17 protein-coding genes and 1 pseudogene are annotated in these 16,940 nt (G+C 71.5%); 6 read left to right on the top strand and 12 right to left on the bottom strand.

Annotated features, from left to right (window positions below; translation table 11 throughout):
- Positions 1-22 precede the first annotated feature (22 nt).
- Positions 23-1,348: a geranylgeranyl reductase family protein gene (locus JNO54_RS04800; RefSeq protein ID WP_307818066.1), complete on the bottom strand. Its 1,326-nt coding sequence runs from the start codon at positions 1,346-1,348 to the stop codon at positions 23-25.
- Between the two features lie 84 nt (positions 1,349-1,432).
- Positions 1,433-2,131, bottom strand: coding sequence for a demethylmenaquinone methyltransferase (locus JNO54_RS04795; protein WP_204142871.1), 699 nt, complete (start codon positions 2,129-2,131; stop codon positions 1,433-1,435).
- A 79-nt stretch (positions 2,132-2,210) separates the two neighbouring features.
- On the opposite strand from JNO54_RS04795, the gene JNO54_RS04790 reads away from it, so the two are divergent.
- A complete protein-coding gene (locus tag JNO54_RS04790; RefSeq protein ID WP_204142870.1) occupies positions 2,211-3,527 on the top strand; it encodes an isochorismate synthase in 1,317 nt (438 codons plus the stop codon).
- Positions 3,528-3,540: 13 nt separating this feature from the next.
- Here the strand turns inward: JNO54_RS04790 and JNO54_RS04785 are convergent.
- From JNO54_RS04785 to JNO54_RS04770, 4 genes and pseudogenes are all read right to left on the bottom strand, one after another.
- A pseudogene (locus JNO54_RS04785) lies at positions 3,541-4,119 on the bottom strand (carbohydrate ABC transporter permease); the annotation flags it as partial.
- A 3-nt stretch (positions 4,120-4,122) separates the two neighbouring features.
- The gene (menD, locus tag JNO54_RS04780; protein WP_204142869.1) at positions 4,123-5,883 is read right to left on the bottom strand and encodes a 2-succinyl-5-enolpyruvyl-6-hydroxy-3-cyclohexene-1-carboxylic-acid synthase; all 1,761 of its coding nucleotides are present in this window, start codon (positions 5,881-5,883) and stop codon (positions 4,123-4,125) included.
- Positions 5,884-5,917: 34 nt separating this feature from the next.
- Positions 5,918-7,456 carry a hypothetical protein gene (locus JNO54_RS04775; protein WP_204142868.1) on the bottom strand — a complete coding sequence of 513 codons (1,539 nt, stop codon included), beginning with the start codon at positions 7,454-7,456 and terminating at the stop codon, positions 5,918-5,920.
- Complete coding sequence (locus JNO54_RS04770) at positions 7,453-7,758, bottom strand: hypothetical protein (RefSeq protein WP_204142867.1); 306 nt, start codon at positions 7,756-7,758, stop codon at positions 7,453-7,455. Before JNO54_RS04770 ends, JNO54_RS04775 begins: the two co-directional genes overlap by 4 nt.
- A 104-nt stretch (positions 7,759-7,862) precedes the next feature.
- Here JNO54_RS04770 and JNO54_RS04765 point away from each other — a divergent pair, with 104 nt between their 5' ends.
- A complete protein-coding gene (locus JNO54_RS04765; RefSeq protein ID WP_233703180.1) occupies positions 7,863-8,459 on the top strand; it encodes an LURP-one-related family protein in 597 nt (198 codons plus the stop codon).
- 1 nt (position 8,460) lies between these two features.
- On the opposite strand, the gene JNO54_RS04760 is transcribed toward JNO54_RS04765, so the two are convergent.
- The 3 genes from JNO54_RS04760 to JNO54_RS04750 are packed head-to-tail and all read right to left on the bottom strand — an operon-like array spanning position 8,461 to position 10,243.
- Positions 8,461-9,447: an o-succinylbenzoate synthase gene (locus JNO54_RS04760; RefSeq protein WP_204142865.1), complete on the bottom strand. Its 987-nt coding sequence runs from the start codon at positions 9,445-9,447 to the stop codon at positions 8,461-8,463.
- Positions 9,444-9,848: a VOC family protein gene (locus tag JNO54_RS04755; RefSeq protein WP_204142864.1), complete on the bottom strand. Its 405-nt coding sequence runs from the start codon at positions 9,846-9,848 to the stop codon at positions 9,444-9,446. Before JNO54_RS04755 ends, JNO54_RS04760 begins: the two co-directional genes overlap by 4 nt.
- A gap of 53 nt (positions 9,849-9,901) precedes the next feature.
- Positions 9,902-10,243 (bottom strand): DUF2200 domain-containing protein, encoded by a 342-nt coding sequence (locus tag JNO54_RS04750; protein WP_204142863.1) that lies wholly within the window; start codon positions 10,241-10,243, stop codon positions 9,902-9,904.
- Positions 10,244-10,299: 56 nt separating this feature from the next.
- Between JNO54_RS04750 and JNO54_RS04745 the strand changes: the two genes are divergently transcribed.
- On the top strand, positions 10,300-11,676 hold the full coding sequence (locus tag JNO54_RS04745; RefSeq protein WP_307818065.1) for an MFS transporter: 1,377 nt from the start codon (positions 10,300-10,302) through the stop codon (positions 11,674-11,676).
- 121 nt (positions 11,677-11,797) lie between these two features.
- Here JNO54_RS04745 and JNO54_RS04740 read toward each other — a convergent pair whose 3' ends face one another.
- Both JNO54_RS04740 and JNO54_RS04735 read right to left on the bottom strand, forming a co-directional pair.
- Entirely contained in the window at positions 11,798-12,727 is a 930-nt protein-coding gene (locus JNO54_RS04740) for a hypothetical protein (protein ID WP_204142862.1), read from the bottom strand.
- 155 nt (positions 12,728-12,882) lie between these two features.
- Positions 12,883-13,383 carry a thioesterase family protein gene (locus tag JNO54_RS04735; RefSeq protein ID WP_204142861.1) on the bottom strand — a complete coding sequence of 167 codons (501 nt, stop codon included), beginning with the start codon at positions 13,381-13,383 and terminating at the stop codon, positions 12,883-12,885.
- A 57-nt stretch (positions 13,384-13,440) separates the two neighbouring features.
- Here JNO54_RS04735 and JNO54_RS04730 point away from each other — a divergent pair, with 57 nt between their 5' ends.
- Complete coding sequence (locus JNO54_RS04730) at positions 13,441-13,968, top strand: thioesterase family protein (RefSeq protein WP_204142860.1); 528 nt, start codon at positions 13,441-13,443, stop codon at positions 13,966-13,968.
- A gap of 4 nt (positions 13,969-13,972) precedes the next feature.
- Here the strand turns inward: JNO54_RS04730 and JNO54_RS04725 are convergent, their stop codons facing one another.
- On the bottom strand, positions 13,973-14,890 hold the full coding sequence (locus JNO54_RS04725; protein WP_204142859.1) for an EamA family transporter: 918 nt from the start codon (positions 14,888-14,890) through the stop codon (positions 13,973-13,975).
- 102 nt (positions 14,891-14,992) lie between these two features.
- On the opposite strand from JNO54_RS04725, the gene JNO54_RS04720 reads away from it, so the two are divergent.
- Positions 14,993-15,787, top strand: a complete 795-nt coding sequence (locus JNO54_RS04720; protein WP_204142858.1) for an enoyl-CoA hydratase-related protein — start codon at positions 14,993-14,995, stop codon at positions 15,785-15,787.
- Between the two features lie 6 nt (positions 15,788-15,793).
- Entirely contained in the window at positions 15,794-16,930 is a 1,137-nt protein-coding gene (locus tag JNO54_RS14925; RefSeq protein ID WP_204142857.1) for an acyl-CoA dehydrogenase family protein, read from the top strand.
- Positions 16,931-16,940 lie beyond the last annotated feature (10 nt).

The following is a 16,940-nucleotide window of genomic DNA, read 5'->3' as shown; positions in this document are numbered from 1 at the left end:
TAGGGGTCGTCATCTCGTGGCCTCAGGCGCTCGGCGCGAGTCGTGTCATCGCGTGGATGATCCGGTCGTCGAGGCCCCCGCCGCGCTCCTCCGGGAGGTTGGCCATGAGCTTGAGCATGAACTTCATCAGGGTGGTCCGCGGCAGGCCGTACTTCGTGGCCAGACGCATGATCTCGGGCTTGCCGATGAGCTTGGCGAACTCGGCACCGAGGCGGAAGTAGCCGCCGTGCATCTGCTTCATCCGCAGGGCGTAGCGCTGGAGCACCGCGTCACGGGCGACGAGGCTGCTCGCGCGCAGGGCCTCGTCGATGACCTCGGCCGCGACGAAGGCCGCCTCGAGGGCGTAGTCGATGCCCTCGCCGTTGAAGGGGTTGACCATGCCGCCGGCGTCGCCGACGAGGATCAGACCGTTGTCGTAGAGCGGCTGCCGGTTGAATGCCATGGGCAGGGCCGCGGACTTGATCGGGCCGGTGATCGTCGCCTCGGAGATGCCCCACTCCTGCGGCATCGACTCGACCCAGCGACGCATGACGTCCTTGTAGTCGGTCTTGCCGAAGGCCTCGGAGGTGTTGAGGATGCCCAGGCCGATGTTGGAGCGACCGTCGCCGACGCCGAAGAGCCAGCCGTAGCCGGGCATCAATATGTCCTGGCCGGACTCCCCCTTCGTCCACAGCTCGAGGTGCGACTCCATGTAGTCGTCGGTGTGGCGGGGGGTCTCGTAGTAGGCGCGGACCGCGACGCCCATGGGGCGGTCCTCGCGCTTCTCGCGGCCCATCGCGACGGCGAGGCGGCTGCTCACGCCGTCGGCGGCGACGACGACGGGTGCGCGGTAGGTGATCCGCTCGCCGGTGGCGCGGCCGCTGTCGCCCATGACCTTGGCGACGACGCCGACGATCCGGCCGGTGTCGTCGAGGACCGGCTCGGTGACGTTGCGCCGCTCGACGAGCCGGGCGCCGCAGCGCTCCGCGTGACGGGCGAGGAACTCGTCGAGGTCCTCGCGGCCGCGGACCATGCCGTAGCTCGGGAAGGAGTCGACCTCGGGCCAGTCGAGCTGGAGGCGCATGCCGCCGCCGATGATCCGCAGGCCCTTGTTGCGCGCCCAGCCGTCGGTCTCCGCGGTCGGGACCTCGAGCTCGATGAGCTGGCGGACCGCGCGCGGGGTCAGGCCGTCGCCGCAGATCTTGTCGCGGGGGAAGGCCGACTTCTCGAGGAGGACGACGTCGCGGCCGGCCTTGGCCAGCCAGGCCGCCGTGGCGCTGCCGCCGGGGCCGGCGCCGACGACGACGACGTCCGCGTGCACGACGGTGGCGTCGGCACGCGCGGTGGTGGCGTCAGCAGGGGTGGTCACGCTCGTCCTCAGAGTGCTTGTGAAGGGATTCACGAACCTCGGCAGCCTACTCAAACGCCCTGACGGGCGTTGAGTGAGGCTTACCTAAGCAGCGGGCTTCGTCGCTCGGTGCAGCGCGACGATGCCGGCGCTGAGGTTGCTCCACGCGACGTCCCGCCAGCCGGCGACGGCGATGTCCGTCGCGAGCTCGCGCTGCGCGGGCCAGGCCTGGATCGACTCGGCGAGGTAGACGTAGGAGTCGGGGTTGGAGGAGATCCGCCGGGCGATCCGCGGCAGCGCCGCCATGAGGTAGTTCTTGTAGATCTGCCCGAAACCGGGGACGACGGGGTCGCTGAACTCGCAGATGACGAGCCGGCCGCCCGGCCTGGTGACCCGGAGGAACTCCTCGAGCGCGACGTGCCGGTCGGCGACGTTGCGCAGGCCGAAGCTCATCGTCACGGCGTCGAAGGTATCGTCGGCGAAGGGGAGCCGCATGGCGTCCGCGGCCGTCAGGGCGAGCGCGGGGTTGCGTCGGCGGCCCTCGCGGAGCATCCCGAGGGAGAAGTCGGCCGGGACGACGTCGACGCCCGCCTGGACGAAGGGCTCGCTGGAGGTCGCCGTGCCGGCCGCGATGTCGAGGACCCGCTCCCCGACCCGCGCCCCGACGGCCTCGACGACGGCCTTGCGCCACAGCCGGTCCTGGCCGAGGGAGAGCACGTCGTTGGTCACGTCGTAGCGCTTGGCGACGTCGTCGAACATCGACGCGACGTCCTTGGGGTCCTTCTCGAGGGAGGCACGGATCATGTGCTCATCCTCGCACCCGTCGCCGGGACGGGCAGGGGAGCCCGGGCGCCGCGTCCCCCCGGCGTAGGCTGTCCCGGCGATGACCACCCTCGACCCTGGCCCCGAGCAGCTCGACGGCACCGGCGACCCCGCGCCGGGGACGGCCCACCTCGTCTCCCGCACCGTGCGCGTCCCCGCCGCCGAGGTCGCCGACCTCCTCGCCCTGCTGCCGGCCGGCGACCCCGGGCGGATCGTCTCGTGGGTCCGCCGCGGCGAGGGGCTCGTCGGGTGGGGCGAGGTCGCCTCCTTCGCGACGACCGGCGCCGACCGCTTCGAGCAGGCCCAGCAGTGGTGGCTCGGCACGACCGCCGACGCCGAGATCGACGACGAGGTCGGGGTGCCCGGCACCGGCCCGGTCTGCTTCGGCTCGATGGCCTACTCCCGCCGCTCGGCCACCCCGTCGCGTCTCGTCGTCCCGGAGGTCGTCGTCGGACGACGGGGGGACGACGCCTGGGTGACGACGACCCGGCGGGCCGGCGGCCCCCCCTTCGCCCTGCCGACGCTCGAGCCGACCCCCTCCCCCGAGGCGCCCGGATCGATCCGCTTCAGCGACGGCGAGCTCTCACCGACGTCCTGGGCCGGCATCGTCGAGGAGGCCGTCGACCGGATCTCCGCCGGCGACCTCGACAAGGTCGTCCTCGCCCGCAGCCTCGACGCCGAGTCCGACACCCCCGTCGACCCCCGGTGGGTGCTGCGCCGGCTCGCCGAGGACTACGACACCACCTGGGTCTTCGCCGTCGCCGGTCTCGTCGGCGCCACCCCCGAGATGCTCGTCCGGCTCGAGCGGGGCCTCGTGACCTCCCGCGTCCTCGCCGGCACGATCCGCCGCACCGGCGACGACGGGCACGACCTGGCGCTGGCCGGCTCGCTGGCCCGCAGCAGCAAGGACCTCGAGGAGCACGAGTACGCCGTGCGCTCCGTCGCCGACGCCCTCGCCGAGCACACCTCGTCGATGAACGTTCCGGAGGCCCCCTTCGTGCTCCACCTCAACAACGTCATGCACCTCGCGACCGACGTCGCCGGGGTCGTCAACGACACCTCGACCTCGCTGGCCCTCGCCGCCTCGCTCCACCCCTCCGCCGCCGTCTGCGGCACCCCGACGCCGCTCGCCGACGACCTCATCGCCGAGCTCGAGCAGATGGACCGCGGTCGCTACGCCGGGCCCGTCGGGTGGATGGGCGTCGGCGGCGACGGCGAGTGGTGCATCGCCCTGCGCTGCGGCATGCTCACCTCGCCGACGACGCTGCGCCTCTACGCCGGCTGCGGCATCGTCGCTGGCTCCGACGCCGCGAGCGAGGTCGCCGAGAGCGACGCGAAGTTCCTCCCGATGCGCGAGGCCCTCGCCCCGCGCACCTGACCCTCCAACCGGCCTACTTCACCGAGCCGGACATCAGGCCGCTGATGAAGTAGCGGCCGAGCAGGATGTAGACGAGCAGCGTCGGCAGCGACGCGAGCAGCACGCCCGCCATGATCTGCGCGTAGTCCGGGTTCTGCCCGCCCGCGAGCTCGTTGAGCGCGTAGGTCACCGGCCCGTTGTTGCGGTTGGTGAGGAAGAGCGCGAAGAGGAAGTCGTTCCACGCGCTCGTGAACTGCCAGATGAGCGTGACGACGAAGGCCGGCGCCGAGACCGGCAGGACGACCGAGCGGAAGATCCGCCACATACCCGCGCCGTCGATCGTCGCCGCCTCGAGGATCTCCTTGGGCACCGCCGTCGCGTAGTAGTTGCGGAAGATCAGCGTGCAGATCGGGATGCCGAAGATCGTGTGGACCGCGATGAGCTTCCAGATCCCCTGGAACCACGGGAGCGCCTGCTCGACGTCGATCATCATCGCCTGGTACGGGATGAACATGCCGAAGAGGAAGAGGGTGAAGACGGTCTGCGCCCCGGGGAAGCGCCACCGGGCGAAGACGAAGCCGTTCATCGACCCCAGTGCCGAGGAGAGCACCGCTCGCTACAGACCGCTCACGGCATCGGTGAGTGCGAGCTGCTGGCCGCGGCGCTGGGCGAGGTCGAGGGGGACGACGACGACCCGAGGTCCGGACGGGGCTGCAGCGACGGTCTGGCGGAGGTCCTCGAGGTCCTCCGCACGCTCGGCCTGCCACCCGTGGGCGCGCGCGAGCGCGACGAGGTCGGTGGTCGTCGGGGTGGCGAAGACCCGGCCGAAGGGCGCCTCGCGTCCCGCCTCGCCGTACTCGAGGGTGGCGAAGATGCTGCCGCCCCGGTCGTCGAGCACGACGACGGTGAGGTCGGGGCGGGGCTCGTCGGGGCCGAGAACGAGGGCGCCGGAGTCGTGGAGGAAGGTGAGGTCCCCGACGAGCGCGTACGTCGGGGTCCCGGGGTCGGCGAGGGCGAGGCCGGCCGCGGTGGAGACGCATCCGTCGATGCCGGCCAGACCGCGGCTCGTCACGACGTCGACGTCGGCCCGTGGGCGAGCCAGGCCCAGGTGGTGGTCGCGGGCGACGCTGCTGCTGCCGAGGAGGACCCGGGCGCCCTCGGGGAGCGCGACGTCCACGGCGCGGACGACATCGACCCCGCCGACGCTGCGGCTGCCGGCGCGGAGGTGGTCGGTGACCGTCTGCTCGAGGCGCCGGCCGAGCTGCTGCCAGGCGTCGAGCCAGGAGGTCGGCGTCGCGCGCGACCCCTCGGTGACCGCGAGGGCGGCGAAGGGGTGGACCGTCGCCGCGGCATGGGTCGGGTCGGCCCAGTCGGCGCGGTCGGTCACGAGGTGGACCTCGTCCGTCTGCCGGACGAGAGCGGGGACGGCCCGGCCGAGGGTCGGCCGCCCGACGACGACGACCCGCCGGGGTCGATGGGCCTCCAGCCAGGTCTCCGCGCGCAGCGCGAGAGTGCCGTAGGGCACGACGACGTGGGCGTGCTCCGGCGCCGGTGGGGCGCCGGGCTCCGCGAGGACGGGCAGCGCGTGGTGGGCAGCCCAGGCGAAGGCGGCACGCCGGTGCTCGGCCGTCGGCAGGTCACCGAGGACGACGAGGGTGCCCTCGTCATCCGGGATCGCGGTGTGCCCCGGCGACCCGGCGGCCGGGGTGACGGGTGCCGGGACGACGGAGGCCGGTGCCGGCAGCGCGACGAGGCGGGCGGATCCCCCTTCGTCCTCCGTCACCGCAGGGTCCGAGCCGTCGAGGACCGGGGCGAGGGGGTCTCGGTACGGGAGGTTGAGGTGGACCGGGCCAGGGGCGCCGCCGAGCGCACCGGTGGCCGCCGCGGTGGCGCGGGCAGCGGTGGTCCGCACGGCCCGGACCTGCTGCTCGAGGCGGTCCGTCGCCGGGGTCTCGAGGTCGACGACGAGCCGGCACCGACCGGGGGCGAAGATCCCGACCTGCTCCGTGGCCTGGTTGGCCCCGACCCCGCGCAGCTCGGGTGGCCGGTCGGCCGTGAGGAGGATCAGCGGGACCTGCCCGTGGTCGGCCTCGAGGACGGCCGGGTGGAGGTTCGCGACGGCGGTGCCGCTCGTCGTGACGACGGCGGCGGGCACCCGGGTCGTCTTGGCCAGCCCGACGGCGAGGAAGGCGGCCGACCGCTCGTCGATCCGCACGTGCAGGGTGAGCCGGCCGGCGCGGTCCAGCGCCTCGGCTGCGTAGGCGAGCGGCGCGGACCGGGAGCCGGGCGCGAGCACGACGTGGCGCAGCCCGAGCCGGACGAGCTCCTCGAGGAGGGCTCGGGCGGCGACGACGGAGGGCGGCTGCTCGCTGGGCACGAGGTGATGGTGCCATCCCGCGGCGCTCGAGCGCCTACCCGCCTCGAGGCACCCGGCGCACGTCGTAGTCGACCACGACGACCGGTCGGCTCGGGTCGACCTCGCCCCCCGCGCCACCGAGGAAGGGCCCGGCGCCCTCGCGCCAGGCGCGCAACGACGGGTCGTCGGCGGCGGAGCGGTCGATCGTCTCGGCCGTGCCGACGTAGAGCTCGCTCGCGTGCGCCCCGCTGGCGCGGCCCTCGGCGCCCGCCGGCTCCGGGAGCGCTCTGCTCACCGTCACCCAGTCGCCGTGGGCGGGGTTGCGTCGGCCGTCGAGCGCGGGGACGAGGTCCTGCCGGTGCTCGACCGAGAGGACGCGCACCCCTCGCGGGACGGCGATGCCGCCGATCGGGGCGCCCGTCGTCGTGACGTGCGAGATGCCGGGGTGCCTGGCCCGGAAGAGCGAGTCTGCGCTCAGCGCGGCGGCGGTGATGCCGCCCTGGCTGTGACCCAGCGTCATCACCGGGTCGTCGCGGCCGCTCACACCTCGGCCCGCACGACGCTTGGCGTCGCTGAGGGCACGGGTGACCGCGGTCATCGTCAGGGTGCGCTCCCCCGCCTCGAGGAGCTGGTTGCTCGTCTGGTCGAAGGGGTTGCTGCCGGGCACGGGGGTGAAGGTCTGGGTCCCAGGGATGTCGACGACCCAGACGTACCTGCCGTCGGTGAGCGGCACGCCGCTCACCCGGACGGCGCCCTGGCCTGACACCGCCGCGTCCTCGCCGACGAGGTCGGCGAGCGACCCGGGCCGCCGCCAGCCGGTGGTGTCGACGGGGCGTGGGGTCGTCACGACGTCGAAGGCCGACTCGTCGAAGAAGTGCCCGCCACCGGCGGCGTTGATCACGGCGACCGCGCCCTCCTGGGTCGTCGGCGGGTAGGCCACCCCGCCCTGCCGGGACGCCCACGCGAGGTAGATGCCGCCGGGCGGGAGGCCGAGCCCGAGACCGACGACGGCCCCCTCGGCCCCCGCAGCCGCCCGCTCGAGCAACCACGGGTGCTCGAAGAGCGCCTCGTCGACCGTGCCGCCGACGTGCCGCGGTGCCGCGCGGGCGAGACCGATGACGTGCCCGAGGAAGCCGGCGGTCCCGGACGGCGAGAGCGGGGGTGAGCGCAGCACCGCAGCGCCGAGCACAACCGTGGTGAGCGCGGGGAGGACGACGGTGGGCACCGCGAGACCCAGGGCGAGACCCGTCGCCCGGTCCACCCGCTCGACGAGGTGCCGGGCGCCCGCCTCCCCCGCCCGGTAGAGGTCGGTGGCGAGATCGACGGTCTCGGCGAGCGTCCGGAGGGAGGCCGCCTCACCGAGCAGGCCCGACGGCCCGGCCAGCCGCAAGATCTCCCCCTCGACGGCGAGGGTCTCCCCCGGCGCGAGGACCGCGGTGGGCGCGAGCGCGGGGTGGACGCCCAGGGCGGTCAGCGTGGCCGCCAGGTCGAGCACGTCACCGGCGAGCGAGCGCAGGCGGCTCGCGGCGAGCGCGAGGTCGTCGAGCGCGACGGCGATGCCGCCCGCTCCCCCACGGACCTCGATGTCGCTCACGGCAGCATCCCGACGACCGGGTCGCGCGCCAGGAGGAGCTGGAGGCGGTCGTCCGCGGTCCGGCCGAGGGCGTCCAGCTCGTCGGCCAGGCGTTCGACCTCCGCCCCGAGCCGGAGGAGCGCCGCCACCCGCTCGCCGACCTCCTCCTCGTACCGGGCGGCTGCCGCTGCCTCCCAGGCGAGCTCGCCGCACGCCCGCACGGCCGAGGCGGTCGCGAGCACATCGGCCGCGACGGCCCGTGCCCGCGCGGCGACCTCGCCGGTCGCCACCTCGAGCCCGAGGACGCGTGGGTCGATCTCCATGCCCGTATCCCACCCGTCGCGCCCCGGCCCCGCGCCCGTGGCGACCCGGCTGTGGAGCGCGGCGGTCCCCCTTCGCCCGCTGTGGAGGAGGCACGATGGCGCTCATGACCGTTCACCCCGTCGAGCAGCTCGTCATGCGCCAGCGGATCACCCTCATGATCAACCGCTACGCCTTCACGCTCGGCGACGACGGACCCCTCGTGGCCTTCGCCCAGCAGAAGCGGATGGCCTTCAAGGAGCAGGTGACCTTCTACGCCGACGAGGCGAAGACCCAGCCGATCTTCTCCTTCAAGGCCCGCCGCAAGCTCGACCTCGGCGCGGTCTACGACGTCTTCGACGCCGACGGACAAGCGATCGGGTGGTTCAAGAAGGACTTCAAGAAGTCGCTGCTCAGCTCCACCTGGCACACCGGGGTCATGCACCAGGGCCTCGAGGCGAGCGGCCAGGAGCGCAACCGGACCGTCGCGGTCCTGCGCCGGCTGTGGGACCTCGTGCCGATCATCGGCGAGATCCCGGTCCCCTGGCAGTTCCACTTCGACTTCGCCACCGCGGACGGCACGCCGGTCCTCTCCAGCCAGAAGCGCATCGCCCTGCGCGACACCTACGACGTCACCTTCCCCGCCGCCCCGAACGGTGCGCGCATGGACTGGCGGGTCGGCGCCTGCATCGCCGTCGCGCTCGACGCCCTGCAGAGCCGGTAGCTCAGAGCCGCGCCCACGCGGCGCGGACCCGGTCCCGCCACCAGTCCTGCCGGTCCTCGGGGGCCGCGTGCTCGTCGAGCAGCGTCTCGTCGACGTCGACGGGCCGCACCGGCACGTCCCCGCCCACGGGGACGAGCGGCTCGGTCGTGACGTCGCCGGCGAGCAGCCCGACGGTGCCCAGCCCGCAGGCGTGGGGCAGCTCGGGCAACGCCGCCGCGAGCGCGACCCCGGCCCGGATGCCCACGCTGGTGTCGAGCGCCGAGGAGACGACGGCAGGCAGGCCGCACTCGGCGACCACCTCGAGGGCCCGGGCGACACCGCCGAGCGGGGCGACCTTGACGACGACGAGGTCGGCGGCTCCCTCGCGGGCGACGCGGAGGGGGTCCTCAGCCTTGCGGATCGACTCGTCGGCAGCGATGGGCACGTCGATCCCGTTGCGCTGCAAGGCCGTCCGCACGGCCCGCAGCTCCTCCACGGTCGCGCAGGGCTGCTCGACGTACTCCAGGCCGAAGGGGGCGAGCCGGGTGATGGCGTCGACGGCCTGGTCGACGGACCAGCCGCCGTTCGCGTCGAGGCGGACGGCTCCCCCTTGGCCCATGACGTCACGGACGGCGGCGACCCGCTCGACGTCGTCGGCGAGGGACTGGCCGCGCTCGGCCACCTTGACCTTCGCCGCCCGGCACCCGTCGAAGCGGGCGATGACCTGCGGGACCTCGGCGGCGGTGACGGCGGGGACCGTCGCGTTGCACGGGATCTCGGCACGAAGGGGGTCCGGCCAGCCGACGTGGGCGGCCTCGATCGCGGCCGCGAGCCAGCGGCTCGCCTCGGCCGGCTCGTACTCGAGGAAGGGCGCGAACTCGCCCCACCCCTTCGGCCCGTGGATCAGCGCGGCCTCGCGGTGCTCGACGCCTCGGAACCGGACCCGAAGGGGGATCGAGACGACCCGCAGGCCGTCGAGGAGGTCGTCGAGGGAGGGGCGCACGCTCACCGGTCGCGGCTGGAGAGGACGCAGAACTCGTTGCCCTCGGGGTCGGCGAGCACCGTCCACGTGACGTCCTCGGACTGACCCACGTCGACCCTCGTCGCGCCCCGGGCCTCCAGGGCCGCGATCTCGGCGTCCCGGTCCTGGGTGCGGTGGGGGGCGAGGTCGATGTGCAGGCGGTTCTTGACGCTCTTGCCCTCCGCGACGGGGACGAAGACCAGCCCGGTCCGCGAGCTCATCCACGTGCCGAGGTCCTCGACGACGTCCTCGCTCATGTCCCGGGGGATGACGGCGACCTCGTCGTCGTCCTCGAAGACGATCTGCCAGTCGAGGGTCTCGGCCCACCACCGCGCCTGGGCGGCGATGTCGTGGCAGTCGATGACCGTGGTGTACCAGCGCAGAGGCATGCCCGTGACGCTACCGCCCGCGGCCGAAGGAGCGACGGGTTGGACGCTGCGGATCAGGCGCGGAGGATCTTCTCCATCGGCCGGCCCTTGGCGAGCTCGTCGACGAGCTTGTCGAGGTAGCGGATCTGGCGCATCAGGGGGTCCTCGACCTCCTGGACCTTGACCCCGCACACCGACCCGGTGATGAGCGAGACGGCCGGGTTGAGCTCGGCCGCGGCGAAGAAGTCCGCGAAGGTTGTCCCGTCCGCGAGGTGCTGCTCGAGCTCGGCCTGGTCGAGCCCGGTGAGCCAGCGGATGACCTCGTCGACCTCGGCCTGCGTGCGTCCCTTCCGCTCCGCCTTCGTCACGTAGTGCGGGTAGACGTCGGCCACGCTCGTCGTGAAGATCCGGTGCATGGCGCCAGCGTAGGCCGATTGGTGGGCACGGCCCGGACGGGCGCACACTGTCCTGCGTGCCTGTCTCCCCCGCCCCGACCGAGGGGATCCTCGGCAGCACGTACCGGGCGAGCACGATCGGCGCCTTCACCCTCATCGTCATCGCCGCCTTCGAGGCGCTCGCCGTCACGACGGTCATGCCGACGATCAGCCGCGAGCTCGACGGGGTCTCGCTCTACGCCCTGAGCTTCTCCGCACCGCTGGCCTCCGGCGTCATCGGCATGGTCGCCGCCGGGCAGTGGAGCGACCGGCACGGACCGCGCCGCGCGCTCGAGGTGGCGATCGTCGTCTTCTCGCTCGGCCTGCTCGTGTGCGGGCTCGCGCCGACGATGGAGGTCTTCGTCGGCGGGCGGCTGCTCCAGGGCCTCGGCAGCGGCGGGCTGATCGCCGCGCTCTACGTTGTCGTGGGCGAGGTGTACCCGTCGGCGCTGCAACCCTCGGTCTTCGCGAGCTTCGCGGCGGCGTGGGTGCTGCCCGCACTCTTCGGCCCGGCGCTGGCGGCGCTGGTCGCCGACGCCGTCGGGTGGCGCTGGGTCTTCCTCTCCGTCATCGTGCTCGTCGGCGTCGCGACGATCTTCGTCGTCCCGGCGCTGCGGATGCTGCGGCCCAGAGAGGCACTGGCCGGCCCTCCGGACCCGGCTGTCGAGCGACGGTCACGGAGTCGCATGCTCCTGTGGGCAGTGGTCGCGGCGAGCGCCGCACTCGCCCTCGACCTCATCGGGTCGCTCGAGGGTGCCCAGGCCGCGCTCGTGGTGGTCCCGCTCGTCGCACTCGTCGTCGCGCTGCGCCCGTTGCTGCCCGGCGGCACCCTGCTCGGTCGTCGTGGGCTGCCCTCCGTCATCGGCACCCGCGGGCTGCTGTCGGCCTCGTTCTTCTGCTCGGAGTCGTACATCGTCTTCGTCCTGCAGGAGCAGTGGCAGCTCAGCGCGGTGCGGGCCGGGCTGGCGCTCTCGGTCGTCGGAGTCGTGTGGGCGCTCGCGAGCCAGGCCCAGGCCCGGCTGAGCACGACGCTCGGCCACACCGCGGTGATGTCGATCGGCTCCGTCCTGCTGCTCGTCGGCGCCGTCGTGCTGCTCGTGGCGGTCGTCGCGGACATCCACCCGGTGCTCGCGGCCGCCGGCTACGGCATCGGCGGGGCGGGCATGGGATTCGCCTACCCGCGCACCGGGGTCGCGACGCTGGCGGCATCGACGGACGCGGACCGGGGCTTCAACTCCTCCGCCGTGACGATCGCCGACTCCCTCGGCGGGGCGGTAGCCCTCTCGATCAGCGGGGCCCTCTTCGCGGTGTACCACCGGGGCGACGGGGACCCCTTCGTCGCGGTCTTCGCCCTCGCCACGGTGCTCGCCATCGGGTCCGTGGTCGTGGCGCTGCGGACAGAGCAGCCCGGCTGACCGGGACGCCCTCGCCGAAGACCTCACCCACGTGGGGCGCACGTCCTGCTCGAGTCGTTCAGCGTCCTGACGCGACTTCCGGCTCCCCACCGGAGCACCTACGAGGTCCTGCGCCGACCGCTCACGGCTGCTGCTCCGCGAGCCGCTCGGCGCGGTCGCGGTAGCGGACCAGGTCGCGACGGAAACGACTGACCAGCAGGCCGCTGTCGCCGAGGACATAGACGTCCGGAGCCTCCCGTGGGTGTCGGCCGTGCGGCCACGACGCACCGCCGAGCAACCCGGCGAGCCGGCGCGACCGGTCGGTCGGGTACCCCTTCGTGCCGACGCCCTGGAGCAGGATCTTCATGGCGAAGGGGTAGCCGTCGGCACTGAGGTCGTTGGCCTTGACCGCGCAGTGCAGCACGGTCCCCGCCAGCGCCTCGGGCCTGACCTCGCGCCACATCTCGAAGGCGCCCACGCCCGCCGCCCGGACGAGCAGCCGACGGCAGGCCGTGAGCAGCTCGGGGCCGACGAGGTCATGGGCGAAGGCGCCCTGCACGTGCTCGTCGACCAGGCGGGCACGCTCACGCGCCCACGAGGGGATCGCCGACAGGTCGAGATCCTCCCCCGCCGGCAGCGGCGACGCGTCGAGATCGGCGAGCGACTCCTCTCCCCCGACGACCCGAGCGAGCCAGTCGAGCATCGCCTCGTGCGGCTCCTCCCGGACCCGTAACGTCCGCTCTACGACCGTCGGACCACGCAGCAACCCGCGACCCTCGAGCTCGTAGGCGGCGCACTCGTACCCGCTCCCCTGGACCGGCCGTCTGCGGACGTCCACGAGCTGGCCGTCGATGAGCACGACCTCCGTCAGCTCACCGGGCGCCCCGCCCCCGCCCCCGTCGCCCCAGTCCGGGTCGGACACGCCAGGGTGCGGCGGGACGGTGCCGGAGATGATCGCCGCCACGCAGTCGTCGCACGAGCAGTCCTCCCCTCCGGCGGTTCCGCCGTACCGGCTGGTGGACCGGCCCCCTTCGTCGTACGACTCGACCGCACGCAACCACCGCTCACCCATCACTGGCTCCCTTCGCCCCCCGGGCTTGCCCCGACGTCCCGCCCAGCGAAGCGCGCTGATCAACCGGACCGAAGGGATGCCCGCCGGCTGTGGACAGACCGGTGTGGAAGGCAACGGCTGTGGACCGTCGCACCTCGATGGTGTTCGGCAGGCCCTCAGGCCCGCAAGCCCATGTCAGAACTGCCTAGGAACTCCCAGTCCAGCGCCTGATCAAGTGCCAGCTGGGCATCGAGAGCCTCGGTGACGTGGGGCGGGAAGGGCGCAACGCGTCGGGTCGCCAGGTCGACTCCCAGACTGATGATCTCGAGAGTGTTGGCCACTACGTCGGTGGTGTCGTCGACGATCACCTGGACTAGGTGCAGGGCCTTCGTCGTTCGTTGAAGGAGCCTCACATGAACCGTCAATTTGTCCCCGACCACGACCTCGGCGAGGTAATTGATGTGATGCTGGACGTCGAAGGAGGCCGCGCTGCCCTCACGGGCATGACGCTCCCCCAGACCGAACCGCTCGACGTAGCGCCAGCCGGCGTCATTGTGGACCTGCATGTGATGGACGATGTTCATGTGGCCGTTGGCGTCGGCGTACGTGTCCGGCACGATCAACGACATCGCAGCAGGCAAGGTCCGCGCCTCTGCGACCGCCATCCGCTTGCTCATACTGGGACCTCTCGACATGTGTGGCTGAAACCCAACTTTGGTCCTATCATTCGTGCGATGGAGCTATCGCGCAATGCCCACGCCGCTCTCCCCACCTTCGATCAGCTGGCCTCTCTCCGCCAGTACGTCGAGCCGCTGACGATCCCGACCCACTTCGAGGACGAGAACGGTCACGTCAACGTCCGGCACTACTTCGACCTGGGGTCGAGGGCCATCGCCATCGTCTACGACGAGATGGGCATCTCAGACGATTACCGCCAGGACCGCGGACTCGGCTTCTTCACCGCCGAGCAGCATCTGCGCTACTACGCCGAGATGCATGTGGGCCACGAGACGTCGGCGACCATGACGGTCGTGGAGCGCTCCGACAAGATCGTCCACAGCATCGCCTACGTACTGAATCGGACCACGGCATGCCTCGCAGCCACACTCGAGAGTGTGGCGCCGCACGTCGACCTCACGACCCGACGCGTCACCCCAATGCCCGACGACGTCGCGCGGAACGTGGATCGGCAGATCGCCAGCCAGTCCACGTCCTGGGTGGCACCCGTCTGCGGCGCCATGGGGGTACGGCGAAGGCGGTGACCGCTCAGGAACGCACCTCGGCGCCCGTCCTGTCACGGGCGTGGATCCTAGTCTCCGCCACGACAGTCAGCACGACCGACAGCACGACCGCGCCGCCGCCCAGGATCACTGCCGGGCCCAGAGTCTCACCGAGCACCATCGCCCCGAGCGCCACAGCGACGACGGGGTTGACGTAGGTGTGTGTCGCGACGAGCTCGAGCGGCGCGTGGCCCAGCAACCACTGGTACACGGTGAAGCTGACGATCGACCCCACGATGATCAGGTAGACCAGGGCTCCCCACGCCGTAGCACCCATATCGAGGTCTAGAGGCTCCCTCATCACCCGCGACAAGACGACGAGGAAGAGTGCCGCACCGAGGAGCTGATAGGTCGTGCTGGCCAAGACATCCGCGGGCCTCCAGACCCTCGGCTGGAAGTAGGACCCCAGCGACCATCCCAGTGCCGCGGTGAGGACAGACAGAACCCCCCAGGCCGGCAAGCTTCCTTCGCGCACCGCCCCGTCCCCGAGGATGAGATATGCCACCCCGCACATTCCGACGACCACACCGAGCAGGCTCAGGGCGTGAGGTCGACGACCACTCATCACTCGGAGCACGGTGACGAAGAGCGGAACAGTGGCGCACAGCAGCGCGGTGACCCCTGACGGAACCCCGAGGACCTGGCCGAAGGCATTCATCCCGTTCCCGACGCCCAGGAGCAGGGCTCCGAGCCCGAATGCCCCGAGCACCTGACGACGAGAGGCTCGGAGGCGCCTGACGTCCCGCGCGGCAAGGAAGGCGAGCATCACGGCGCCGGCGCCCGCGAAGCGAAGCGCCATCGACACCATGGGCGGCGCGTCCTCGACGACGAGCCGGATACCGAGGTAGAGCGACCCCCAGGTGAGGTAGATCAGGCCCAGTCCGAGCCAGACCTTGCCGCGCACCGCAGCCGTCATAGAGGGGTCCGGGAGTCATGGAGGCGCATCACTGGACGAACGCTAGCAGCATGTGTTTATGATTGGACCAAACTTCGAGAGAGGACCACCATGAGTGACTTCACCGACATCACCTACGAGATCGAGAACGGCCTCGCCTGGATCACCATCAACCGCCCGGACCGGTACAACTCATTCCGCGCACGCACGGTGGATGAACTTGTCAAGGCCTTCAAGATGGCCTGGGTCAGCTCCGACGTGGGCGCGATCGTGCTCACCGGCGCCGGCGAGAAGGCGTTCTGCACCGGCGGTGACCAGAAGCAGCGGATGGAGACCGGTGACTACGGACCCTCCGACAGCGGCATGCTCGAGATTGACTCGTTGCACCGGGTCATTCGCGACGTCCCCAAGCCGGTCATCGCGGCTGTCAACGGGTTCGCCATCGGCGGCGGTCACGTCCTCCACGTTCTCTGCGACCTGTCGATCGCCTCCGACACCGCGGTCTTCGGTCAGAACGGCCCCCGCGTCGGTTCCTTCGACGCCGGTTTCGGCACCGCCTACCTCGCCCGCGTCGTTGGTGAGAAGCGGGCTCGAGAGATCTGGTTCCTTTGCCGCCGGTACACCGCCGAGCAAGCCTGTGACTGGGGCCTGGTCAACAAAGTCGTGCCGGCCGACCAACTGCGAGCCGAGGTCCAGGCCTGGGGCGAGGAGATCGTGCAGCTTTCCCCCACTGCCCTGAAGATGCTCAAGCAGTCCTTCAACATGGACACCGAGCAGTTTGCCGCCATGGGTCAGATGGCCATGACCGGTCTGCACATGTTCGGCGAGTCCGACGAGGCCAAGGAAGGCATCACCGCGTTCAACGAGAAGCGGCTGCCGGACTTCTCAAACTACCGGGGCAACTGAGCCGTCGTGCGCTTCACGCCTGAGCAGGATGAGTTCCGTCGCGAGATTCGCCGATTCGCGGACACTCACTGCAAGACCATGTCCCAGCGGGACGCCCTGACCGAGGGTGGCACCCTGGCCAATGCCCCGGAGATGTTCCGCAAGCTCGCCGACCTCGGCTGGTTTGCCGTGTCGCTCCCGGAGGAGTACGGCGGCGGCGGGGCTGGGATGGTCGAGGAGTGCATCTTCCTCGAGGAGACCGCCCGCGGTCTCGTGCCGATCAAGGCATACTCGACCGGCCTCACCGCCGTCCAGACCTACCTCAAGTACGGCACGGAGGACCAGAAGAAGAAGATCGTCACCAACCTGGCCGAAGGCCGGATCGAGGCGATCTCGCTCAGCGAGCCGGGCTCGGGATCGGATCTCGCCAGCGTCCGCCTCAAGGCGACGAAGGACGGCGACGACTACATCCTCAACGGCCAGAAGACGTGGTGCTCGGCGGCACACGTTGCGGAACACATGCTCGTGCTGGCGCGCACCTCGACGGGTGAGCGGAAGCACCAGGGTCTCACGCTGTTCATGGTCCCGAGGGACACCCCCGGCATCGAGATGCGCGAGATCGTCACGATGGAGCCGCGGACGGTCAACGACGTCTTCTACTCCGACGCACGTATCCCGGCGGCGAACATCGTCGGGCAGGTCGACGGTGCCTGGCGTCACCTGACCCGAGGACTTGCCGTCGAGCGGCTCATCATCGCCACCATGTCGACGGGCGCGGCGGTGCGAGCACTCGACGACGTGCTTGCCTACGTCAAGGAGCGAGAGCAGTTCGGTCGCTCGATCGGTTCGTTCCAGGCGGTGCAGCACCGTCTCGCAGAGCTCGCGACCGAAATCGCCTTCTGCAGGGCCTTCGTCTACGAGATCGCCGACAAGATCGATCACGGCCTCGAAGAGTCGATCAACGCTGAGGCGGCCATGGCCAAGCTCAAGTGCACCGAGGTGGCCAAGAAGGCCGTCCTCGAAGCGATGCAGCTCATGGGCGGTTACGGGTTCGCCCGCGAGTACGGCATGGAGGAACAGGTCCGGTTCAACCTCGCGCCCACGATCTACGGCGGCGCAAACGAGGTCCAGAAAGACATCATCGCCAAGTCCCTGGGCCTCTGACGCCCACGAT

The organism is Janibacter endophyticus, from assembly GCF_016888335.1.
Lineage (GTDB): Bacteria > Actinomycetota > Actinomycetes > Actinomycetales > Dermatophilaceae > Marihabitans > Marihabitans endophyticum.
Note: the sequence above shows the minus strand (reverse complement) of the source record. Positions and strands in the feature narration are given on the sequence as shown.